This window comes from Pseudomonas cedrina subsp. cedrina (assembly GCF_001983175.1).
In the GTDB taxonomy this organism is placed as follows: domain Bacteria; phylum Pseudomonadota; class Gammaproteobacteria; order Pseudomonadales; family Pseudomonadaceae; genus Aquipseudomonas; species Aquipseudomonas cedrina.
Map to the genome: position 1 here is coordinate 259,208 of NZ_MNPW01000003.1, position 22,735 is coordinate 281,942.

The 22,735-nt window shown below is 56.8% G+C and carries 23 protein-coding genes, 1 tRNA gene and 2 pseudogenes; 5 read left to right on the forward strand and 21 right to left on the reverse strand.

Translation table 11 applies throughout. The annotated features are described in order from the left end of the window. Position 1: 1 nt before the first annotated feature. Positions 2-1,213, forward strand: a pseudogene (locus tag BLL36_RS07025) (hypothetical protein); the annotation flags it as partial. Positions 1,214-1,324: 111 nt separating this feature from the next. On the opposite strand, the gene BLL36_RS07030 reads toward BLL36_RS07025, so the two are convergent. Continuing rightward, positions 1,325-1,945, reverse strand: a complete 621-nt coding sequence (locus BLL36_RS07030; RefSeq protein ID WP_231998987.1) for a hypothetical protein — start codon at positions 1,943-1,945, stop codon at positions 1,325-1,327. Between the two features lie 1,029 nt (positions 1,946-2,974). Further along, on the reverse strand, positions 2,975-3,916 hold the full coding sequence (locus tag BLL36_RS07035; RefSeq protein ID WP_130925937.1) for a DUF4760 domain-containing protein: 942 nt from the start codon (positions 3,914-3,916) through the stop codon (positions 2,975-2,977). Positions 3,917-4,599: 683 nt separating this feature from the next. Here BLL36_RS07035 and BLL36_RS07040 point away from each other — a divergent pair. Both BLL36_RS07040 and BLL36_RS07050 read left to right on the forward strand, forming a co-directional pair. Further along, the gene (locus BLL36_RS07040) at positions 4,600-4,935 is read left to right on the forward strand and encodes a GrlR family regulatory protein (protein WP_076950750.1); all 336 of its coding nucleotides are present in this window, start codon (positions 4,600-4,602) and stop codon (positions 4,933-4,935) included. Positions 4,936-5,495: 560 nt separating this feature from the next. After that, positions 5,496-6,658, forward strand: a protein-coding gene (locus tag BLL36_RS07050) for an IS3 family transposase (RefSeq protein ID WP_090220011.1) whose coding sequence is annotated in 2 segments (ribosomal slippage) — positions 5,496-5,751 and positions 5,751-6,658 — 1,164 coding nt in all. Because the reading frame shifts where the segments join, the coding sequence is not laid out codon by codon here. A 63-nt stretch (positions 6,659-6,721) separates the two neighbouring features. On the opposite strand, the gene BLL36_RS07055 is transcribed toward BLL36_RS07050, so the two are convergent. The 10 genes and pseudogenes from BLL36_RS07055 to BLL36_RS07095 form a co-directional block, all read right to left on the reverse strand. Next, on the reverse strand, positions 6,722-7,117 hold the full coding sequence (locus tag BLL36_RS07055) for a hypothetical protein (protein WP_076950752.1): 396 nt from the start codon (positions 7,115-7,117) through the stop codon (positions 6,722-6,724). A gap of 268 nt (positions 7,118-7,385) precedes the next feature. Further along, entirely contained in the window at positions 7,386-7,763 is a 378-nt protein-coding gene (locus BLL36_RS07060; protein ID WP_076950753.1) for an Ltp family lipoprotein, read from the reverse strand. A gap of 206 nt (positions 7,764-7,969) precedes the next feature. Continuing rightward, positions 7,970-8,143, reverse strand: coding sequence for a hypothetical protein (locus BLL36_RS30995; RefSeq protein WP_162844267.1), 174 nt, complete (start codon positions 8,141-8,143; stop codon positions 7,970-7,972). 140 nt (positions 8,144-8,283) lie between these two features. Then, complete coding sequence (locus BLL36_RS07065; protein WP_076950754.1) at positions 8,284-8,544, reverse strand: hypothetical protein; 261 nt, start codon at positions 8,542-8,544, stop codon at positions 8,284-8,286. A 102-nt stretch (positions 8,545-8,646) separates the two neighbouring features. After that, on the reverse strand, positions 8,647-8,916 hold the full coding sequence (locus BLL36_RS07070) for a hypothetical protein (protein ID WP_076950755.1): 270 nt from the start codon (positions 8,914-8,916) through the stop codon (positions 8,647-8,649). Between the two features lie 176 nt (positions 8,917-9,092). Continuing rightward, positions 9,093-9,380 carry a hypothetical protein gene (locus BLL36_RS07075; protein WP_047229944.1) on the reverse strand — a complete coding sequence of 96 codons (288 nt, stop codon included), beginning with the start codon at positions 9,378-9,380 and terminating at the stop codon, positions 9,093-9,095. Between the two features lie 95 nt (positions 9,381-9,475). Further along, positions 9,476-10,630 (reverse strand): hypothetical protein, encoded by a 1,155-nt coding sequence (locus tag BLL36_RS07080; protein ID WP_076950756.1) that lies wholly within the window; start codon positions 10,628-10,630, stop codon positions 9,476-9,478. A 119-nt stretch (positions 10,631-10,749) separates the two neighbouring features. Further along, positions 10,750-11,052: a hypothetical protein gene (locus tag BLL36_RS30375; RefSeq protein ID WP_130925935.1), complete on the reverse strand. Its 303-nt coding sequence runs from the start codon at positions 11,050-11,052 to the stop codon at positions 10,750-10,752. 919 nt (positions 11,053-11,971) lie between these two features. Next, a pseudogene (locus BLL36_RS31535) lies at positions 11,972-12,645 on the reverse strand (tyrosine-type recombinase/integrase). Positions 12,646-12,769: 124 nt separating this feature from the next. Then, positions 12,770-13,564 (reverse strand): DNA adenine methylase, encoded by a 795-nt coding sequence (locus BLL36_RS07095; RefSeq protein WP_076950758.1) that lies wholly within the window; start codon positions 13,562-13,564, stop codon positions 12,770-12,772. A gap of 112 nt (positions 13,565-13,676) precedes the next feature. Here BLL36_RS07095 and BLL36_RS07100 point away from each other — a divergent pair, with 112 nt between their 5' ends. Further along, positions 13,677-14,726, forward strand: a complete 1,050-nt coding sequence (locus BLL36_RS07100; protein WP_076950759.1) for a tyrosine-type recombinase/integrase — start codon at positions 13,677-13,679, stop codon at positions 14,724-14,726. Between the two features lie 116 nt (positions 14,727-14,842). Here BLL36_RS07100 and BLL36_RS07105 read toward each other — a convergent pair. Then, positions 14,843-14,933: transfer RNA gene (locus BLL36_RS07105), tRNA-Ser, on the reverse strand. A gap of 153 nt (positions 14,934-15,086) precedes the next feature. On the opposite strand from BLL36_RS07105, the gene BLL36_RS07110 reads away from it, so the two are divergent. Further along, positions 15,087-15,758 carry a Bax inhibitor-1/YccA family protein gene (locus BLL36_RS07110; protein ID WP_003174664.1) on the forward strand — a complete coding sequence of 224 codons (672 nt, stop codon included), beginning with the start codon at positions 15,087-15,089 and terminating at the stop codon, positions 15,756-15,758. 68 nt (positions 15,759-15,826) lie between these two features. Here BLL36_RS07110 and murB read toward each other — a convergent pair whose 3' ends face one another. From murB to BLL36_RS07150, 8 genes are all read right to left on the reverse strand, one after another. Next, complete coding sequence (murB, locus tag BLL36_RS07115; protein ID WP_076950760.1) at positions 15,827-16,846, reverse strand: UDP-N-acetylmuramate dehydrogenase; 1,020 nt, start codon at positions 16,844-16,846, stop codon at positions 15,827-15,829. Beyond that, positions 16,843-17,307 (reverse strand): low molecular weight protein-tyrosine-phosphatase, encoded by a 465-nt coding sequence (locus BLL36_RS07120; protein ID WP_076950761.1) that lies wholly within the window; start codon positions 17,305-17,307, stop codon positions 16,843-16,845. Before BLL36_RS07120 ends, murB begins: the two co-directional genes overlap by 4 nt. Next, on the reverse strand, positions 17,307-18,071 hold the full coding sequence (gene kdsB, locus BLL36_RS07125) for a 3-deoxy-manno-octulosonate cytidylyltransferase (protein ID WP_076950762.1): 765 nt from the start codon (positions 18,069-18,071) through the stop codon (positions 17,307-17,309). The genes BLL36_RS07120 and kdsB overlap by 1 nt, the downstream gene beginning before the upstream one ends. Next, positions 18,068-18,253 (reverse strand): Trm112 family protein, encoded by a 186-nt coding sequence (locus BLL36_RS07130; RefSeq protein ID WP_003381112.1) that lies wholly within the window; start codon positions 18,251-18,253, stop codon positions 18,068-18,070. Before BLL36_RS07130 ends, kdsB begins: the two co-directional genes overlap by 4 nt. A gap of 24 nt (positions 18,254-18,277) precedes the next feature. After that, on the reverse strand, positions 18,278-19,288 hold the full coding sequence (lpxK, locus tag BLL36_RS07135) for a tetraacyldisaccharide 4'-kinase (protein ID WP_076950763.1): 1,011 nt from the start codon (positions 19,286-19,288) through the stop codon (positions 18,278-18,280). Beyond that, entirely contained in the window at positions 19,288-19,716 is a 429-nt protein-coding gene (locus BLL36_RS07140; RefSeq protein ID WP_076950764.1) for an ExbD/TolR family protein, read from the reverse strand. Before BLL36_RS07140 ends, lpxK begins: the two co-directional genes overlap by 1 nt. Beyond that, complete coding sequence (locus BLL36_RS07145; RefSeq protein WP_076950765.1) at positions 19,713-20,348, reverse strand: MotA/TolQ/ExbB proton channel family protein; 636 nt, start codon at positions 20,346-20,348, stop codon at positions 19,713-19,715. The genes BLL36_RS07140 and BLL36_RS07145 overlap by 4 nt, the downstream gene beginning before the upstream one ends. Before the next feature lie 83 nt (positions 20,349-20,431). After that, on the reverse strand, positions 20,432-22,657 hold the full coding sequence (locus BLL36_RS07150; RefSeq protein WP_231998988.1) for a DNA internalization-related competence protein ComEC/Rec2: 2,226 nt from the start codon (positions 22,655-22,657) through the stop codon (positions 20,432-20,434). Positions 22,658-22,735: the final 78 nt, after the last annotated feature.

Genomic DNA, 22,735 nt, shown 5'->3' on the forward strand with positions numbered 1-22,735 from the left:
ATGTCCGCACAATAGAAGAAACACCCCTTTCGATTTAAAAACCCAATACGGACTCGGCTTCAACCCTCAGGACGATGAGATCGTTGTCGACTTCTTCTGTGGCGGTGCCGGCTTGGAGATGGGCCTGGGCCGCGCGGTGAACGTGGCGAAAAACCACAGCCCGCAGGCGATCAGCATGCACACCGTCAATCACCCAGGCGCCCAGCACTTCACCACGGAAGTGTTTGATGGCGACCCGGACACCGAGTGCGGCGGCAAGGCCGTGGGCTGGTTCCACATGTCACCGGACTGCACACACCACTCTCAGGCTGTCGGCGGTCAGCCGCGCAAGCGCGAGATCCGCAACCTTTCGTGGATCGGCCTCAAGCGGGCAGCATGAAGCGGGCCCGGTTGATTAGCCTCGATAATGTGAAACATATGCTGCAGTGGGGCCGGCTCATCACCAAGCGCGACAAGGCAACCGGCCGCGTAGTGAAACTCAGAGGTGAAGTCGCTGCACCTGGTGAGGTCGGCGAGGGGTCCGGTGCAAACAAGCGCCGCTCCCACGGTGTAAACGACATCTGCGGCCCGGTGGGCACCGTCATCGCAAGCGGCGACGGCCAGTCCGTCAGCGCCGCGGTTATGATCCAGGCCAAACGGTGGATTCAACGCCACGCACGCCAAGGGCATGCACGACCCCATGACGACGGTCACCAACGCCGGCAGTCAGCAGTTGGCCGTGGCGAACCTGGTGCATCTGCGTGGCAACTGCGATGCGCGGGATCTCAACGACCCGCTGCACACCGTCAGCGCCGACGGCCAACACCACGGCTTGGTCAGCGCATTCATGGAGCGGGCATTCGGTGGCAGCGTTGGCCAGGGCCTGGATGACCCGGCACCGACGATCACGGCCGGCGGCGGCTTCAGCGCTTGCGACTCACCTGCACCGACGATCACCACCAAGGACCGCCTAGCCGTGGTCACCGTAATGGTCCAGGGCACGCCCTACGTGATCGTCGATATCTGCCTGTGCATACTGAAACCCACGGAGCTGTACAAAGCCCAGGGCTTCCCGGCCGACTACATCATCGGCCACGGCGCCGACGGCAAGCCGTTCACCAAGACCCAACAGGTGCACATGTGCGGCAACAGCGTCAGCCCGCCGCCGATGGCAGCGCTTGCCAGGGCCAACGACCCGTGGCGCGCCGAGCAACGCCAAGCATACGCCGCATAACTCCCCCACTCCACCGCCCGGGCATGGCCCGGCAAGGAACGCCGTATGACTGATGAATACCTGGCGGGGCCGACCAATAGTGCGGTAGCTCAGACTGGCTTTAGGCTGCTTTCAGTCGTCGAGATCTAGCAGCTCGCCCATCCGCTCTCCTAACATCCCACGCAACCACGCACCATGAAACTCAATATTTTCGAGAGAAGTACCGTCCCCTAGAAGATGCTCAAAAACCTTGCCCTTCGCTCCGCGATACACGACGCGAAAATGTCCATCATGAGCAGACCAATTCATCACATAAGGACGGATGGAGATGATTTCGCTAAACGGTACGCGTACTTCAATGGGGCTTCGACAACGACGGGTTATGGTGAGGGTCAGCAGCTGCTGATTTTCGTCGAACGTGAAGGCCTGCACTTGAGGCTCAGAGGCAACCCACGCAAAGAACGCACCAATGAGCACTGCACTGGCCAGCATGAACAGAATGAAGAATGACGCTGTGAGGCTTTCACTATGGTCAGGCTTCACACCATGAATGACGTCCGGCCCTATGAAAAGGAGCGTCCCAAGCCCATAGCCCGGTAAAAGCAGAAGCAGCGCAAGAGAGAAGCCAAAAACACCCATACCATTGCTTCCGATAATCGGTATTTCGGGGCCGTAATACCAAATAGGCGGGTGCGCAGTACTTACCTCGCCAGCATTTGTTGCTGTGGCGTTAGCTGGTCTTTGATGATTCATTTGGCCGTCTCGAGGAATTACATCGCAGACGTTACCACTACTGCTGGACAGTCTGGAAACGGATCACCGGGCTTTCTCATCGCGCTCTGCACTCCGATTACTCACGTCACCCCGCAATACATCCATCGCCAAGCAGCCATCATTTTCTTGTAAACAGCGATCTTAGAGCGACCGAGAGAGCCGCTGCTATGAAGGAAACGGCAATTTTCGAAGATGAATGAATCACATTGAGAAAATCACCGAAGGTCGCCGTCTCCGGATCAGCTTTCAAGAGAAACAATACAGAGTTAACAAAGCACCACTGTGGGCGGCGCTTCTTAGCGACTCGTTGAAATTCATAGGCCGGTTCCTTCCGTTGATTGCTGGCTGACCAATAGTAAATCAACACAAAACAAACCCCAATCCCCCTACATGCCTGTCGGTGAGCGGCGGGCGAAGTATTCGTGCATGACTGAAAACCAATTCCCCTATGAGGTTCGTGAAGCCCGCTCGCTGACCGCAATTTGCAAAAAGTTTCGGAAACCGCCTGAAATGATGCGGAGACGATCCGCCTTTATGCTACCAACCTTGCCAAACCCCAGAAACACAAAAGCCCCGCATTCGCGAGGCTTTCGTGTGAATCTTGGCGGGAAACCAGGGATTCGAACCCTGGGAACGCTATTAACGTTCGCCGGTTTTCAAGACCGATAGGCAAATTCAAGCGGACCGATGTGTTGAGGGTGAACAGCGTTCCTTAACTCCCTGTTAGCCGCCGGGCTACAAGCCTTATTCTACAAGGGGCACGATTTCAGTTTGGGAACTGATTCTGTCCCACCCGGCGTTCGCCGCTTGACCAGAAACTGCGGAGGCTCTGACGAAGAAATCGTCGAGCCAAGCTTATGATTGGCCTACGCAGCAAGCGTCGAATATCGCCCTAACTTGGGAAACAGTAAGCAATAACCTCACATCAGAAGCGAGGCTGCCGAACAAGCTTTCGTATCTCCAGCGGTGTATTTTTAATAATCCGAGTCAAATCTGTTGATCTAAGAACTATACTGTTTCTACAAGCTGGAGATCCACAATTCCGGGAGGTGCCCCTGGCGCCCCACCCGCACACATCATCTTGTCAATTTCCTCTTGTGCCGGATATGCTTCGAAAGCATCAAAATTCTGGCCTTTCTTGCTGCTAGTAGTTAAAGATTTCCCTTCGGTCCATCGATCAACCAGCGCAACCAAGCTCTCAAAAGTTTTTTCATTTTGCTTTTGAGCACTTTGAATGACCAAATAGGCTCTTTTCTCCACAGCTATAACTATACCAACAAAACACTCTTTCATGAGTCTCTCATCAAAGTCTCCGCCCAAAACCCCGACAGCAATAAACTCATAATAGTTTAATACATACGACAAATCCCTTGCCCCTTGAAGAAACTCCTCAGGAAATTTAGCATCTTTAAATTTCTTATTGTTAATATCTTGAAGATACTCAGTAAACACTGGAGGAATAGTCCTCTTGCGCGGAAACACCAGAGTCAGACGATCATTTGTCTGAATGAAAAGCTCACTGTTCCTCTGATTCATAATGGTATTGATAGTGTGCGCTTTCCTTGCAGCAGCTGAACTTATCGTAGCTTGAACCCACCACCCGGCCCCTAGCAAGCAAGACGAAACAAATAGCGCAAGTGATGTCTGATAGTCAGTCTGACCTTGAAAACGAAAAACTAAATAAGTCGCCACCATCACGACAAAAAACGAAATCGCGATATACTTAAGACCTGTTCGCGTCTCTTGATATTTTTCATATATCTTCGCATACAGCTGATTTATCAAAAGGGCAGACAAAGAAGAAAATACCCCAAAAGCAATCCATTCGTTCAAGTTTTGCATCATTAATAGACGGCTAAGACTATCATAATTCCGAACGCCTGCGACTACGCATAAGATCAATGCGGTAGCAAGCAAGAGCCCTTGATGAAATCCATGTTTTTCTGACAATTTTTATATCCTTAAATTACTTAGGCCACAAAAAAGGCCCCTATAAGATAGAGGCCTTTTCAACGCTATGAAATCTTACTCTTCGCAACCAATTAATACGTTCATTGCGCTACTCCTTCAGTGTTCCTTTAGAGCCAGAGGCTACTCGCGCCTATGGTGATACACAATCTAGCGGAACGCAGACGCTATGCCAAGGCAAATTCATGATAAAAATCTATCAGCTAAATAATATTGATTATATTTTACTATCTTTAGTGTCATGTTCTTTTGAAATTTTCGCGCCGCTATTTGCATTAACTCAATATCACTAGCATACAAATAAACAACCAGTCAAGCCACCAGCTAAAATCTTTGACGCAGCATAAGCGCATTTTAAGAGCATTTGACGGATTCTGGCGGGGAATACCGTGGTTGCTGGCTTCGACGCCCATTTCAGCAAGTTGCACAGATGCATACTGGCATTGAATGGCATAGATTGCTGTACCGTTTGGCTTGGCACGGGGATTCGGATTCCCCAAGGTGTCGGAGTGGACTCCCCCCACACAGCCTAAATCATCCGCCATCCTATGCTGCCCTATCAAAACTGCTCACGACCTCCAAGTGCAATTTGTTACAACCCGAAGCTTGCGAGATGGTGATTGGATCCTATCCTCATTTGCTCAACCCCAAGCTGGAGCATCGCGATGTCTCAAGGCATTTTTTACGTAAAGTTCAAGGCCAACACAGGCGACTACGGTGATGGAATCGTGGTTGTGAAGGATGGCTCAGCGAATGGTGGCGATGCTCACTATCTGTACCGGGGCAAAGTACCTACACATTCAGGCGAATTTCAATCGCAATTCACGATCTCGAAATGGAAGTCAGGCAACACCAATGTCGTTGGCATTGATAACTACACTCTGGAGGCCAAAGGCTCGGTGGACTACGAAGGGGGAAAGCTCCATTTGGATGGCGTGGTGGTCGGGCAACCTCAATTAAAAATGACCATCGATGGCGAAAAGATTGCCGACACTGAATAACACGTCGACTATGTTGGAATGCTAACGAAAAAAAGCCCTACAGCCCCAACAACATCAGCTGTAGGTTTTTTTTGACAAATCACGGAGCTCTCGAGTTGCACAGAGTTTCATATGGCTTGCCCCATTTTTGCCCCAACATCTTTTTAGAAATGGCAGCGGGTAAAGTAGCCGCTCCCTCACGAATGATGGCTAGGGATTCGAACCCCTTCGCGTGTTCATAAGGACCGCTCAGGGCCATTGAATCCGGCACTATTGTTGATGCGCCGCAGCTTACAGCGAGCTACAGCGGACTCGAATTTGCCCTAATTTTTCCGTAACTCGCGTTCGTTTCATTGCGGTTTCTCAAACGCATCCAAGATCCGGCCTGCCCTTATCTCTTCGTGCTATTGTTCAAAGAAACGCGAATGACTATTCGAGAAAAGCCATGGACAACGCAAGCTACTGTGCCCTCTGCGAAAAGCAAATTTACAGTTCCAACAATTCTCGTGAGCACATCTGTAGTGGTCTAATGAAACCGGACACCCATTTAGGCGAGAATGCTCGCCAGATCGAGGTGTCAGATGACCAAACAACGCCGCTCCTTTACTCCTGAATTCAAGCGCGAGGCCGCAGACCTCGTTCTCAAACAAAACTACAGCTACATCGAAGCCAGCCGTTCACTCGGCATTGGTGAGTCGGCATTGCGCCGCTGGGTTGACCAGATTCAGAAAGAACAGAAAGGCATCACCCCGCAGAGCAAGGCGCTGACGCCGGAACAGCAAAAAATTCAGGAGCTGGAGGCCCGGATCGCTCGGCTTGAGCGAGAGAAATCAATACTAAAAAAGGCTACCGCGCTCTTGATGTCGGAAGATCACGAGCGTTCGCGCTGATTGACCAGTTGAGCGCCCATGAGCCGGTTGATTGGCTGTGCAAGGTGTTTGACGTCACTCGCTCGTGTTACTACGCCCAGCGCCTGCGGCGCCGCACGCCCGATGTTGAACGGCTTCGATTGCGTAGTCGCGTCAGTGAGCTGTTCTCGCAAAGTCGCAGCTCTGCGGGCAGTCGCAGCATCCTGTCGCTGATGCGTGAAGACGGTGAGCAACTCGGTCGATTCAAAGTGCGTAGCTTGATGCGCGAGCTTGATTTAGTCAGCAAACAACCCGGCTCCCATGCCTACAAACGAGCAACAGTAGAAAGGCTGGATATCCCGAACACATTGAACCGCGAGTTCGACGTGCCAGCGCCCAATCAAGTCTGGTGCGGCGATATCACCTACATTTGGGCGCAAGGCAAGTGGCATTACCTGGCTGTCGTCCTGGATCTTTGTACGCGTCGGATCGTGGGCTGGGCGCTGTCGGAAAAGCCAGACGCTGAGCTGGTGATCAAAGCGCTGGATATGGCTTACGAGCAGCGTGGAAGGCCTTCGGACCTGCTATTCCACTCGGACCAGGGATCGCAATATGCAAGCCGGCTCTTTCGCCAGCGGTTGTGGCGATACCGCATGCGCCAGAGCATGAGTCGACGAGGAAACTGCTGGGATAACGCACCGATGGAGCGCGTATTCCGCAGCTTGAAGACAGAGTGGATACCGACCTTGGGCTATCGAACTGCGCAGGAAGCACAGCGTGATATCAGCCATTTTTTGATGCATCGCTACAACTGGATTCGGCCTCACCAATTCAACGGTGGGCTGGCGTCGGCTCGGGCCGAGGAAAAACTTAACGTCGTGTCCGGGATTAGTTGACCACTACAGTCCGGACGATAGAAGGCGCAGGCTTCACTGCAAGCCGCACCTCAGCTAGTCTGCTTATGACTTAGAAAACGACACTGTATACAGCGAGCTTTCGGCTTCAACAGATCGGCCCGCAGTGCCCACCGAGAAGGCCTCTCCCTTTTCGAATCTGGCATCGCCGTTCTTTGCAGCTTCCTGAGGATCAGTAATCAGCCAACCATAAAGGGTATGCGGCGCGGGCGTGTTACCCATGCAGACCTTCAGCGCGGCCTTGGTCCCGCTCGCATCTTTAACATCGGCGCTGACGCAATCACCGTCTGGAACGGTCAACACAAACTCGTGAGGACCAGCAGGGGTTTTAGCCGTTACCTGCACTTTCCACAGGGTCGGGGTTTGGTCTGCCTGGGCAGCCAGTGAGACGCTGGCGAGGAGAGTGGCCGCCAAAAAGCTGCTGATGCAAGGGACTTTCATTCTTTCATTTCCTTCTTGGCTTACCGGCCTTCCCGGTGCCTTTACGTCCTCGGCCCCGGCTTTTGAGGACCGAGGCTTGGGGTGTAGCGGGCGACTTTTCCTACTGGTTCACGTTGTCCGCAGCGGTACGCCCCAAATCCGCGCGGGCAAACCATGCTTGGTGCATGGTATTGGTCAACTTCTTGCTATTTCGTCCCAACGGCCTAGAACGATGGTTGTAGGCAAATTCGATAATTCCAATGTAACTAGTGTTTGAACCACGCCGTTTTTAGCAACCATCTGCATGTTTTGCCCCATAGGTTGCTTGTTCCACCGTGTATTTTTCTCCAGCACTTGAGGAAAGTTGCTTAATGAGGCCTTTGCACGAGAAGCCCATCATATTGAGATACTGCTTCGCAGACGTAACCGCCTGCTGGTTCCAATCAATGTTCATGCTGTCCACTGCTTTCGTAGCGTCAGAAACGTCGAAACCCTCTCCAGCATCAGATGAAAGCTGATGAATAAGCCCATTCCGTGAGAAGCCCGTCATGCTGAGATACTGCTTCGCTGATCTGACCGCATTATTTTGAGGCCCAGTCAAATCTCCAGCCCATGAGGGCCCAGCAGCAAAAAAAGTGACAGCCAATATTACTTTTAAAAAATTCATCGAAAATTCTCCAGAACCTACGCAGCGCCTCTAACGGCCTTAAATTTTTGTCTTACGGTTCAACGTTTCCGTGACTACTGCGTGTCTTTGAGGAAGATGAGAGAGGAGGCCTGGCCGACGATGCCGACAGCGCGAATTCGCGCAAAGGCATCATTCCCGACGTGCAAAAGGCTCGTTCGCGAGCCACCCGCTCAAATTAAACTCTGTCACTCTCCATGTTCAAAACAATCACCTTGATCCAGCTCGTCATCATCATTGTTTCTTTGATAAGCGTCGTTGTTTGGATTGAGTTGGTTGGAGTGATTATCCATGCTTGAGTCATAAGCATCGTTGTTCGGGTTCATGCTGTCACTACGGTCATCATTAGGTGTTCTGCTCATTTTGTTGCTCCATTCGTAATGGCGTTTGCTGAAAGTAAGTCGATTTTCCCTGCTCGATCCTGGGGAGCGAAAAGCTTCGCTCTTCTACGGCCTCGGTCCAGAGCAGGGGCTGGGCTTGCGCATTACCTAGAGATTTCCCATCACTCAGCCGGATCAACCGGGATGCCCACCCGCTCGCACTCACCTTTGTCAGGCAAAAAATCAAACCCTATTTCGGAGCCGTACAGCTCGTCGCATTCAGTGGAGGATGAAGACTTAAGGCGGCGTGCTCGAAGTTGCTTACCATCCTCGGTGCAGATTCCCTTGCCAGAAAGGTCGATGAATACCAACGAGCCCTGGGTAAGCGAACCATCGTTATCGCGATAGTGGCCTCTGATACGACGAACACGGATGTTGGTCATGAGCTTTCCTGTCCAATTCTGGGATGCGAAAAGCGTCCCTCTTTATGAGCTTAGCCCACACCTGCGGGCTTGTGGATGCAACGGACTTTCCGTTACTGGCTTTCAAATATGAGGGGATGTTGATCTGGCGCCCAGGGTCTCGGCGCGCACGACAGCCATGGAGCCAATCAGCAGATTGAACGCACCGCGCTCCTCGACGCTGATCAGCGTCGGGTGCAGCGCCTCTAAGCGGGCATACAAGGCCGCCTGCTGCGCCTGCCCGGCCGCCAGGTCGGTGACCTGGCCCAGCGCTGCAATGGCCTGATGCATGGCGATCAGGTCGGCCAGGCGGGAATGCTCGAAGCTGTTTGGCGAAGTCGGGGCGTTGCTCATCGACGGGGTTCCTTTGCAGATACGGAGGGGGTTGGTTCTACTGCCACTGCCACTGCCACTGCCACTGCCAAGCCGATGCTGGGCTTGAGCGGGGTTTTCCATTGTGACTGTGACTGTCGGTAGCCGACTCGCTGAATCGGCTCTCGTCAGGCCCCGCCTAAGCAAGGCGTGCCGAATCACTCCTTGATCAGAACACCCCAGTTTATGTCGTCACGTTCTTCAACAACGATATTGATGCCGCAGAAAAGTTGTTCTCCAACGCGGGTGTAGCTGAAGAGACGCGTCTTAACGACACCTTTCACGCTGACATGCCCCTCCATGGCAGGGACATGCACGAAATCCCCAACGTTGGGTATGAGAGCGAAACCCGATTCACTTTCAAACTCTACGCCGACGACATCTCCGTCATCCGAAGGGCGCTGATGGCCTGCGTGCAGTTGCTGATAGTCGATGCTGTACTTCACATTTCTCTCCTTGAATTGGGGTACACAACGTGCGTCCCCCTTTACGGCCCCAGCCCAGCATGGGCTGGGCTTGGGCGGTACCGCGTTTTCCGAGGTTAATTTGAGCCTTCCCTATTGGCATTTTGGGAATGAATATTCCGCTGCCGCTCGATCATCTGTCCGGCCTTGAACTTGACCGATGAATGATCACCCTTGGTCAGGTACTCATTGAGCTGCTGCACATGCTGCTCACGGTCACAGTAGCCAATCTCCTCGGCGTTCACCTGGTCAATCATGGCCTGCAGGTCCAGGGGTAGACCATGCTGCATTTGAAAGCGGTATTGCTGCTGCCGCTCGATCATCTGTCCGGCCTTGAACTTGACCGATGAATGATCACCCTTGGTCAGGTACTCATTGAGCTGCTGCACATGCTGCTCACGGTCACCGTAGCCAATCTCCTCGGCGTTCACCTGGTCAATCATGGCCTGCAGGTCCAGGGGTAGACCATGCTGCATTTGAAAGCGGTATTGCTGCTGCCGCTCGATCATCTGTCCGGCCTTGAACTTGACCGATGAATGATCACCCTTGGTCAGGTACTCATTGAGCTGCTGCACATGCTGCTCACGGTCACCGTAGCCAATCTCCTCGGCGTTCACCTGGTCAATCATGGCCTGCAGGTCCAGGGGTAGACCGTGCTGCATTTGAGAGCGGGCTTGCTGCTGCCGCTCGATCATCTGTCCGGCCTTGAACTTGACCGATGAATGATCACCCTTGGTCAGGTACTCATTGAGCTGTTGCACATGCTGCTCACGGTCACCGTAGCCAATCTCCTCGGCGTTCACTTGGTCAATCATGGCCTGCAGGTGCAGGGGTAGACCGTGCTGCATTTGAGAGCGGGCTTGCTGCTGCCGCTCGATCATCTGTCCGGCCTTGAACTTGACCGATGAATGATCACCCTTGGTCAGGTACTCATTGAGCTGTTGCACATGCTGCTCACGGTCACCGTAGCCAATCTCCTCGGCGTTCACTTGGTCAATCATGGCCTGCAGGTGCAGGGGTAGACCGTGCTGCATTTGAGAGCGGGCTTGCTGCTGCCGCTCGATCATCTGTCCGGCCTTGAACTTGACCGATGAATGATCACCCTTGGTCAGGTACTCATTGAGCTGTTGCACATGCTGCTCACGGTCACCGTAGCCAATCTCCTCGGCGTTCACCTGTTCAATCATGGCCTGCAGGTACAGGGGTAACCCAGGAATCACGTTTATGGCCATAATAACTTGTCCCGTCCTAACTGCGTCGCGAGCACCATATTGATGCCTCTCCTACGACCTCGGCCCAGCGCGAGGGCTGGGCTTGTGGTGTACCTGGGCGGCAGATCCGCCGCGTTTTCCTACTTACTTTTACGATCTGATCGTGCAGCACTCCATAACTCGATTTGTTCCCTGCACGCTTCAAAATCACCCACCAGGTACGTCTTATCCTCTGGCAGTACGGCGACATGGCCTTGCTTGAACTGCTGCATCTGATGGGAAATGCTGATTTGTTGAGCGTGAGCCTGACTGATTTTTGCTTTGCTGATAACGTCGAGCAGTTCAGCAGGAACAGATGCCGGAGTTGGATAAAGCTCATCTCGGTAGGGAGTGCCCGTGAGGGTTTCAAACTCCTCAAGTGCTTCAAGATATGTACTATTCATAGAGCCTGCTTCGTTCTTGAGAACGCGAAAACCGCATCCTGACACTGCCAAAGCCCGCAACTCAGCGGGCTTGTGAATGTAGCGAGTTTTTCCTACTCAACTAAGCCGTTCTCATGAACATGGCAGTAACCACCTAGCAGAGCTACCCATCTGCTGGGTGAGTCGATAGCATTCCCCCCTGTAATAATATTTCGGCAGGGATTTCCTTCTACTGTGGCATCTGCACAGTAGACGCAATAAGAAGACCGATGCCAACTGAGGTACTGACTTTTTGTCACACCGTAATATTTAGCGGTGTACTCAACCGGGTCACGGGAGTAAGCAACAACGTCTTCGGCGGGCAGCGGGATAGATTTACTTCCATATGGACCTGCATGAGTCGCCTGAAAAGTCACTCCTTTCTCAGCCAGGTCCCCAATAAATAACTCGTTACTCAAAGTAATTTCCTCGTCAATTAACTACTTCAAGAAGGAACGCGTATGAGACTCCCGGCCAGTACGACGCTCAAAATCCTTCCGTTTGGCCACGGCCAACAGGTAGCACTGCGTGCATGCAGCATCAGGCGCTGCAGCCTTGATCGCAGCAGTGGAGCGCAGTACGTAGCATCCACATACGCATTTACAAACCCATCGAGCTTTTCTGTCGGCAGAAATCCCGATTACAACCAGCCGTCCCAGCCGAATGGATGTGAAGTCTTTGAACGAGGGATTCAATAACTGAGCCTTAGTCGGCGCCGTTATCGGTAACGGTAGCTCGGAGTCCTGGTCAGTCTCATTCGCCCTGAACTCAAACGACTCACCGCCTGAAATCACCCGAGCGGCAGTAGCATCAACTGGTATTTCGTTTCCTAATTTCAACTCTGATTCCTCGCGTTTTGCTATCCATGGCATTCAAACGTACAAAAGAGTCGTCGATATCACTATGCCAGCGCAAGTTCAAATGCACGCCGAACTGCCTGCATATCCACCGTTAGGTAAGGCTTGCTGTGATCCAAGCATGCATGCCCTAGCATGGTCTGCACTATCTCGACATCGCCGGTGGCGGCCAAGACTTTTGCAGCAAGCGAGCTCCTGCCACTATGCGAGGAGCCCTGTTTGATACCCGCTTGTCGGTATAACCTGCTGATAGTTTGCTGCAGTGAATCACAGGCTCGGTACACGTCCGGCCCGCTGTCCAGTTGGCGATGTTTGAATGCCAGTTCAAAGGCTTGCCCTTTGTGTGTCATGACCAGCTTTGAGCCTAGCCGAAATCCTCGATACTCATCTATGCCTGAAAGCCCCCAGCGGCGCCGAGCGCGCACGTCAAACCACGCATCAAGAGCGGCAAGGCATCGAGCATGAGTCAGATACACGTTTCGCGGCCGACAGCCTTGGTGATGTCTGCGCGCAAGTCGACCTCGGGCTTGATAGCACCGCTGGCATACAGCACGTCGCCAATCTCCAGCAAGGCCAACTCGGTGACACGAATGCCGGTGGTGTGCGTGAGCCACAACAACATCACATCACGCTCCGGCATGCGGCCAGTGACAGAGGCTACGCGGATCAGGTGTTTGAATTGTCCAGGACGAAGGGATGCAGCACGGCGAGGATTCATAGGGGTGGGCTCTCTGTCAGGATTAGACGGGAATCAGGATCAATCCAAAGAGAGTTGGCAGCAGGCCTCCAGCAAAGCCTACCACCAGTGATTTCGCAATGTTCACGGAAAATGCCAGGGCCCCTCAGAACAACCCGCCCAACGCAGCGGGCTCCCAATTCATAATCACCAGCTCACCGCTGACATCCGCTTTAACCTGCCGTTGATTGGCGGAGCTGTACCGGATGTCTACGGTTTCGAAGTTAAATCCCTCGAACACCCTGCGAATATCCGGGTGATCGTTGATGCTCACCATCACCTTCCCTTTGCAGCGCCGCATGAAGTCAGCCATGCGCTCGTAATTCTCAAACGGGAAGTCGACGCCATAGCCGGCGGTCTGCCAGTAAGGCGGGTCCATGTAGTGAAAGGTGTGTGCACGGTCGTAGCGCTCAGCGCAGTCCAACCAAGGAAGGTTCTCAACGTAGGTGCCTGACAACCGCTGCCACGCTGCCGAGAGATTCTCCTCGATCCGCAGCAGGTTGATGGCCGGACCCGTGGTCGCAGTACCGAACGTTTGTCCGGTCACCTTACCGGCAAAGGCATGATGCTGCAGGTAGAAGAATCGCGCGGCGCGTTGGATGTCGGTGAGGGTTTCGGGGCGGGTCATTTTCTGCCACTCGAACACCTGGCGGGAGCTGAGCGCCCATTTGAACTGGCGCACGAATTCTTCCAAGTGGTTCTGCACGACGCGGTACAGCGTCACCAGGTCGCCGTTGATGTCGTTGAGGACCTCAACGGGCGCAGCCTGGGGGCGCATGAAATAAAGTGCGGCGCCGCCGGCAAAGACTTCGACGTAGCATTCGTGGGGTGGGAAGAGAGGCATAAGACGGTCGGCTAGGCGGCGTTTGCCGCCCATCCAGGGAATGATGGGGGTAGACATATGAAAGCAAAGCTGCGCGGGGCAGCGCTCGCTGATGCAACGCTTAACGCTGAGCAAAGCCCCCCACCTACGCGGCCAGTTTGGACGCCTGACTTTTCCAGGGTGAACTGAGATGCGGCCTCGAAACACAGAAAATAGGGACTTGCCTCCGGGAATGGTTCGCCGTAAACGCCCTCGTAAGAACGGTAAAGTGTGGGTTGGTTACTACTACAAAGACTCGACGGGAAAAGAAATCCCGCTCGGTGGCGACCTGAGTAAAGCCCGATTGAAGTGGGCAGAGCTTGAGGCCAAGGAAAAGCCAGCAGATCTGACCATGATGCAGGGGATATTTGATCGTTACGTCCGCGAAGTCATTCCGAAAAAGGGCAAGCGTACCCAGAAAGACAACCTGGCCGAACTAAAACAGCTACGTCCCACATTCGATGGGGCTCCCATAGACTCCATCACGCCAGCAAATATCGCCGGATATCGCGACGCACGCACCGCCAAGGTTAGAGCCAACCGAGAAATTGCCCTTCTGTCTCACGTGTTCAATATGGCCCGCGAGTGGGGCCTCACTGAGCGGGAGAATCCTTGTCAAGGCGTCAGGAAGAACAAGGAGGTTCCACGCGACTACTACGCCAACGCGGTGGTTTGGGACGCGGTCTACGGTATGGCGGGCCCAGAACTCAAGGAAGCCATGGACCTGGCCTACCTGACCGGCCAGCGACCTGCCGATGTGATCATCATGCGTAGCGACGATACCGAGGGCGATTATTTCCTGGTCACCCAGGGTAAAACCGGGCAGAAACTCAGAATTCTCATGCGGACAGAATCCGGAGAAAACAGTCTCGGGAAATTGGTTAGAGAGATAATCGAAAGAAATGCGCACCACCCCTCCAAGTACCTACTAATCAACCAGTACGGAAAAAGGATGACAAAAGGCATGTTGCGCCTGCGCTGGGACAAGGCAAGAGAGAAGGCGCAGCAGAAAGCGCTGGATCAGGGCGACCCTATGCTCGCAGCAAAGATTGGAGGGTTTCAGTTTCGTGACATCCGACCCAAGGCGGCATCGGAAATCATCGATATTGGCGACGCAAGCCTACTGCTGGGACATAGCAAACAGGAGATCACCAAAAGGGTTTACAGGAGGATTGGCGCCACTGCTAAACCATCTAAATAGGCGAAGTTTCGGAACTCCTACCCGAAAGTTTCGGAACGCCTATCAAAAACCGGCGTTATCTACTCAAGCCCCAGAAACACAAAAGCCCCGCATTTGCGAGGCTTTCGTGTGAATCTTGGCGGGAAACCAGGGATTCGAACCCTGGGAACGCTATTAACGTTCGCCGGTTTTCAAGACCGGTGCATTCAACCACTCTGCCAATTTCCCTTGTGCATCCACAGGATTATCATAGCCCATCCCGTCTCAGCGGGCGCCATAATACCCGAATGAAACACACTGTCAAACTCTCGCCATAGCTTGTTACAGAGCGTCTGTTATGATCTTTGCGACTGAACGTTTCAAAATCGGAGGAGTGTCGCCATGCGCGAACAGAATTACGCAGTGAATGGCAACGCGCAGGCTGAGCAGCTTGAAGTCAGCCGCGTGTTGCGCAACACCTATGGCTTGCTCGCCCTTACCCTCGCATTCAGCGGTGTGATGGCGTTCGTGGCGCAGCAGATGCGCGTCGGCTACCCGAATATCTTTGTCGTGTTGATCGGCTTCTATGGTCTGTTCTTCCTGACCAACAAGCTGCGCGACTCGGCCTGGGGCCTGGTGTCGGCGTTTGCTTTGACGGGTTTCATGGGCTTCATCCTCGGCCCGATCCTCAACCGTTACCTCGGCATGGCCGGCGGTGCGGAAGTGGTCAGCTCGGCGTTTGCCATGACCGCCCTGGTGTTCGGTGGTCTGTCGGCCTATGTGCTGATCACCCGTAAGGACATGAGCTTCCTGGGCGGCTTCATCACCGCGGGCTTCTTCGTGTTGTTGGCGGCTGTCGTTGCAGGCATGTTCTTCCAGATCAGCGGCCTGCAACTGGCGATCAGCGCGGGTTTTGTGCTGTTCTCCTCGGTGTGCATCCTGTTCCAGACCAGCGCGATCATCCACGGTGGTGAGCGTAACTACATCATGGCGACCGTCAGCCTGTATGTATCGATCTACAACCTGTTTATCAGCCTGTTGCAGATCTTCGGCATCATGAGCCGCGATGACTGATTGCTAACGCAATAAAAAATGCCCCGTATCGATAGATGCGGGGCATTTTTTTGTGCCGAGAACAGGGATCAATACTGATTGGGCTCCATTTCCAGCTCGACCTTGAAGCGCTCGGCGATATCGCGCTGGATACGCTGGGCCAGGTTGGCGATATCGTGCCCCGTGGCACCGCCATAGTTGACCAGCACCAGTGCCTGCAGCTTGTGTACGCCGGCATCGCCCTCACGGAAACCCTTCCAGCCCGCCTTGTCGATCAGCCAGCCGGCGGCGAGCTTCATTTGCCCGTCGGCCTGGGGGTAAGCCACCAGGTCCGGGTATTGCGTTTGCAGCTCTGCCGCCAGGGCCTGGGACACCAATGGGTTCTTGAAGAAGCTTCCGGCATTGCCAAGCTCTGCCGGGTCCGGCAGTTTTTCGCGGCGGATGCTGCAAATCGCACGGCTGACATCGCTCGGCGTCGCCTCGGTGATCCCCTGCCCCGCCAGGCGCTGCTGCACCGGGCCGTAGTCGAGTTTCAGGTGGCTGGCGCGGCTGAGGGCAAAGCGCACCCGCAGGATCAGCCAGCGTCCGGTTTCGTGCTTGAACAGGCTGTCACGGTAGGCAAAGTTGCATTGTTCCAGGCTGAAATCCCGTAGTTCACCGGTGTGGCGATCCAGGGCGGTCAGGCCGGCGAATACATCCTTGATCTCCACCCCGTAGGCGCCGATGTTCTGCATGGGCGCGGCGCCAACGGTGCCGGGGATCAGGCTGAGGTTTTCCAGGCCGCAGAAACCGTGCGCCAGGGTCCACAGCACAAACGGGTGCCAGGCCTCGCCCGCTTCGGCCTCGACCACCACGTGCGTGCCGTCGTCATGCAGCACGCGGATACCTTGGGTTGCCATGCGCAGCACCAGCGCCGGGATGTCCTGGGTCAACAGCAAGTTGCTGCCCCCACCGATCACCAGCAACGGCAGTGCTTGCGCGGCCGAATAGGCCAGGGCCTCACGGACGTCGTCGTCGCTGTGGGCCTCGGCGAATAATTGGGCACGAACATCAATGCCAAAGCTGTTGAATGGCTTGAGCGATACCTGCGACTGCACGTGCAAGGTCATAGGCGCCCCTTCAATTCGATCACCAACAGATCACAGGCGCGCTCGATCAGGTCCAGGACCCGTTCGAAGCCTTGTTCACCTTCGTAATACGGGTCGGGCACTTCGTCCACTTCGGATGCGTAACGGCGCAGGAACAGGTCCAGCTGCGCCTTGCCCTGGCCCGGTTGCAGGGCCTTGAGGTTGCGCAGGTTGCTGTGGTCCATCGCCAGGATAAGGTCGTAGCGCGCAAAGTCGGCGCGGCTGACCTGTTGGGCCCGCTGGGCGGACAAATCGTAGCCGCGCGCCAACGCTGCCCGTTGGCTGCGTTGATCCGGCGGATTGCCGATGTGCCATTCGCCGGTACCGGCGGACGCTACATCGACCTGGCCCGCCAACCCTGCCTCGCGCAACTTGTGGCGCAGTACGCCTTCTGCGGTGGGCGAGCGGCAAATATTGCCCAGGCAGACAAACAGAACCTCCATCAGGCCCCCAGCAGGCGACGGACGCGCTCGAGGTCTTCCGGGGTGTCGACACCCGCCGGCGGCGCTTCCAGCGCATCGCCCACATGGATGCGCACGCCATGCCACAAGGCACGCAATTGCTCCAGGGATTCGGTGTTTTCCAGCCAGCACGGGCCCCAGCTGACGAAGTCATGCAGGAAACCAGCGCGGTAGGCGTAAATGCCGATATGCCGGCGATAGGGCACACCTTCCGGCAGTACGTCAGGGTGGCTGGCGAAGGCATCGCGCGCCCAGGGCAGGGTCGAGCGGCTGAACGTCAGCGCCAGGCCGTTGAGGTCGCTGACCACTTTGACCACGTTCGGGTTGAACAGGGTGGCGATGTCTTCGATCGGTTCGGCCAGGGTCGCCATGCGGGCTTCGCCATGGGCGGCCAGGTTGGCGGCGACCTGGTCGATCACGCTCGGCGGGATCAACGGCTCGTCACCTTGCACGTTGACCACGATGGCATCCGGCGCCAGGCCGAGTTGGGTGGCCACTTCGGCCAGGCGGTCGGTGCCGGAGTTGTGGTCTTCGCGCGTCAGCACGGCCTCGGCGCCGAAACCCTTGCAGGCTTCGATGATGCGCGGATCGTCGGTGGCCACCACCACACGCTCGGCGCTGCTTTTGCAGGCCTGTTCCCACACCAGCTGGATCATCGGCTTGTTGCCGATCAGCTGCAGCGGCTTGCCCGGCAGGCGGGTCGACGCGTAGCGCGAGGGAATGACGACGGTAAAGGCTGTGGTCATTTATCCAGGCGCTCATCGGTGGTCAGGGTGCGGGCTTCGCTCTCCAGCATCACCGGGATGCCATCACGGACCGGGTAAGCCAGGCCGGCGCCTTTGCTGATCAGCTCGGTCTTGTCGGCGCTGAGCTTGAGCGGGCCTTTGCAGATCGGGCAAGCGAGGATGTCGAGCAGTTTGGTGTCCATGAGTGTTTCCTGGAAAGAAGCGGTTTAAGGCAATAGACGTGCAGGCAACAGGCGCATCAGCTGCGTGTCGAACCAGGCGACGAACGCTGGCGACGGCAGCGCATCCACCGCAAGGTACCACCAGTCGGGCTGGGCAAAGGCGCGGCACTTGACCGCGTCCTTCTCGGTCATGACCAGCGGCAATGACGGTGTAAAATTCAGCACCTGGGCGCTATACGGCGCATGGTCGGCGAACGCATGGGGTATCGGCTGCCAGTGTAGCGTTTCAAGGGTCTTGAAGAAACGCTGCGGGTTACCGATGCCGGCGACAGCATGCACTGGCTGGCCCGCGGCAAAGTAGTCGACCGCCCGGCGCTCGCCGGTCTGCAGATTGACCAGGGCGGTGGGCTGCAAGTGAAAGGCAAAACCATCGTCTCGATCGCTGGCGGCGCCGTTATACAACAGCGCATCGACGCTTTGCAGCCGCTCCACAGGCTCGCGCAGCGGTCCCGCCGGCAGGCAACGTCGGTTGCCCAGGCCACGGGCGGCGTCGATCAGTACCAGTTCAAGGTCACGGGCCAGGCGGTAATGCTGCAGGCCATCGTCGGAGAGGATCAGGTCGAGGGTTTCGCTGACCAGCAGCGCCTTGACCGCCCGGCTGCGATCCGGGTCGATCATCAAGGGCACACCGCAACGCTGCACAATCAGCAAAGGCTCGTCACCGGCCACTTCAGCGCTGTGGCTGGCGTCGACCCGCCAAGGCAGCTGGGGTGGCTTGGCGCCATAACCGCGGCTGACGACGCCCACGCGCAAGCCGCTGCGCCGGCAGTGGTCGATTAGCCATAGGATCAGCGGCGTCTTGCCGGTGCCGCCCACGGTGATATTACCCACCACCACCACCGGCACCGGCGATCGGTAGATATCGCCCTCGCCCGCCAGGAAGCGCGCGCGCTTGCGCTGTACCACCCGGCGGTACAGGGTTTCCAGCGGACGCAACAGCGCAAGCGCCGGGTGGCCCTCGTACCAGGCCTTGAGCAAACGATCGGACATGGCCATCAGGGCGCGCTCGCCGCCTCGATGGTGGTCATGCGCAGGTGGCTGAAACCGAGCTTGCCGGCGGCATCCATCGCAGTGATCACGGACTGGTGCGGGGTTTTGCCGTCGGCACTGATCGACAGCGGCATTTTAGTATCGCCGCCGGACTCTTTCTGCAAGGCGTCCATCAGGCTATTAAGGTCGTTTTTCTCGAGCAACTGGTTATTCACCGAGAACACCCCTTCGGCGCTGATGGCGATGTCCAGTTGCTTGACTTCCTGGTCTTCGGCCGGCGAACCGCTCACGGCTTCCGGCAGGTCGACGCGCAGCTCGGTCTGCCGATTAAAGGTGGTGGTGACGACAAAAAACAGCAGCAGGATAAACACCACGTCGATCAGCGACGCGAGGTTGATGTCAACGTTTTCCCGGCGCTTACGGCGAAATTTCACGCGTTGCCCCCAACCAGGTCCACGTCACGGTCGCCCTGCACCACTTCCACCAGCTTGATGGCTTCCTGTTCCATGCCGACCACCAGTTCATCGATGCGCCGTTGCAGGAAACGATGGAAGAACACCGAAGGAATCCCGACCATCAGGCCCGCCGCCGTGGTGATCAGTGCCTTGGAGATGCCCCCCGCCAGCACGGCGGCGTTGGAGGTCATGCCGGAGCCCATGAACGAGCTGAAAATATCGATCATGCCCAGCACCGTGCCGAGCAGGCCGAGCAACGGCGCCATGGCGGCAATGGTGCCCAGGGCGTTGATGTAGCGCTCCAGCTCATGGATGACGCGGGCGGCGGCTTCTTCGATGCACTCTTTCATGATCTCGCGACCATGCTTGGAGTTGGCCAGGCCCGCGGCGAGGATTTCACCCAGCGGGGAGTTGGCGCGCAGCTCCTTGAGTTTTTCCTTGTCGAGCTGCTTGTTCTTGATCCAGGCCCAGACCTGACCCAGCAGATGCTCGGGAGTGACACGACTGGCGCGCAGGGTCCACAGGCGCTCGGCGACGATGCCGAGTGCGGCGATAGAACTCATGATGATCGGCAACATCATCCAGCCGCCGGATTTGACCAATTCCCACACAGTGAATGTCCCCTCGAAAAAGTGCGCCACTTTACCATATAGGTTCACCGGCCACAGACCCCATCGGCTGCGGCGACGAGCGCCTAGGGTAACCGCTCGCGCCAGAACCTTCGTTGACTGCGCGCAACAATCGGTGGCGCGAAGGCCCCCAATTGCAGGCGCACGGCCCCTTGCTCGGCGCTGTCATACACCTGGCTGCCCAAGCGCTGGTAACGTGCCATGACCTGCGGATGGGGATGGCCGAACGCATTGCCGCGCCCCCGTGAAATGAGCACGGAGCGCGGCTGGAGGCGTTCCAGGAACGCCCAGGACGACGATGTGCGACTGCCGTGGTGCGGCGCTTGCAACCAATCGGTGGGCACCGCCAGGGCTGAGGCAAGCATGGCCCGTTCGGCCGCGCGATCAATATCGCCGGTGAGCAACAGGCGCTCGCCGTTGGCCTGCACCTGCAATACACAGGACTTCGGGTTGCCGTTGATAGCGTCAGGCCACTGCCACAGTTCGAACGTCACACCGTCCCAGCTCCACCGTTCGCCACTGACGCACGGCTGGGTAGCGAGAAACGCCGGCAGCCCCTCGGTCTCCCCGCCGACCACGCGCTTGATCGGCATTCCCCTGGCAACCGCCGCCGCGCCACCGGCGTGATCCGCGTCGGCGTGGCTGAGCAACATCATGTCCAGTTCGCGCACCCCGAGCTTGCGCAACGACGGCAACACCACGCGGGCGCCCAGGTCAAAGCTACCGGTACGCGGGCCGGCGTCATACAGCAAGGTGTGGTGACGGGTGCGCAAAATCAGCGACTGGCCCTGGCCGACGTCCAGTTGCAGCACCTCCACTTGCCCGTGAGGTACCTCCTCGCGCGGGGGAAACGCCGCCAGCAACAGCATCGGCCAGCCCAGCACCCGAAACGGCAGGCCTTTTGGCAGCAATAGCAGCACGGCGCCAAGCAGGCTCACCAGCCAATACCCCAACGCAACCTCGGCCGGAATCCACGCGGGCATCTGCCCTGCGAGCCAGGCCAGGGCGTTGAACAACCCACCCAGCGCGCCGCCCGCCAGCCACAGCAACCCTTCACCTACAAAGGGTAAAGGCAGCAATGCCGTGCCGAGCAACGCCAACGGCAAGACCACCAGGCTGATCCAGGGCACCGCCACCAGATTGGCCAGCGGCGCACTCAGGCTGATGGGCAGCCCCAACACCAGCAAGGCGGGAAACAATCCAATTGCAATCAGCCACTGCGGGCGGGTCCAGGCTTGCCACAGGCTCCAGGGGCCCAACCGCCCACCGAACGCCAGGATCAGCACTGCCACCGCGGCAAACGACAACCAGAAACCCGGCTGCAGACTGGCCAGCGGCTCCAGCATAAGTACCCCATCGAGTGCCAGCAGCAACGGCCACCACAGCCCCAAATGCCGAAAGCGCAGCCGCCACAACAACACCAGCCCGACCATCACGCAGGCGCGCTGCACCGGCACGCCAGACCCGGCAAGCAAGCCATAACCCAGCGCGGCGCCGAACGCCAGGCCACACGCGCACGGCAGCCAAGGCCAGGCGCGGGGCCAGCATCCATAGCGCGCCAACCCAGCGATCAACCCGTAGATCAAGCCCGCCAGCAAACCGATGTGCTGGCCGGAAATAACCAGCAGATGCACGGTGCCGGTGTCCTGCAATACCTGCCAATCGGTGGTCGCCAGCCCAGAGCCGTCTCCCAGCACCAGCGCAATCAGCCCGGCTTCACGACCTTGGGCATCCACCGCCACCAGGCGCTGGCGCACGCTGTCGCGCCAGGCGTTTCGGGCCGGTGCCAGGCGCTCGCCGTCCTTCACCGTGCCCGTGGCGCCGATGCGCTGGGCCAGCAGCCAGGCTTCCTGGTCGAAGCCATGGAAGTTCAGCAACCCGGCCGGCCGCTTGAGGGTGATTGCCAGGCGCCAGCGTTCACCGCTGTGCACCGGCGGCCCACCGCGCCAGGACACCCGGATACGTTTGGGCAGCCGGGCGTTTCGCGACCGACTGTCGGCCAACTCGAAACGCACCGCCTCGCCCGTGCGTTGCGGCAGCCCGATGACGCGCCCTTCTATCCAGCGTGTCTGGCCGTCCAGCGCCGGCTTCAGGCGGTCATCCAGCGCCGACTGCGCGCTGATGCACGCCCAGCTCAGCCCCAGCAGGAAAAACGCCAGCGGGTAGGTGCGAAACGGCAACAGCATCAACGCCAGCGCCAACACGGCAATCAGCCATCCGGTGGACGGCAACGCCGTTAGCAAGCGCAAGGCCAGCAGCCCCAGCGCCAGCGCGAACATCCCAGCCCTCATGAATCATCCTTTTCAAGTGATCCACTAGTCTTGACCGGGAACCCGACACTGCCTCTGATGTTTTGTCACAAAGTCTGA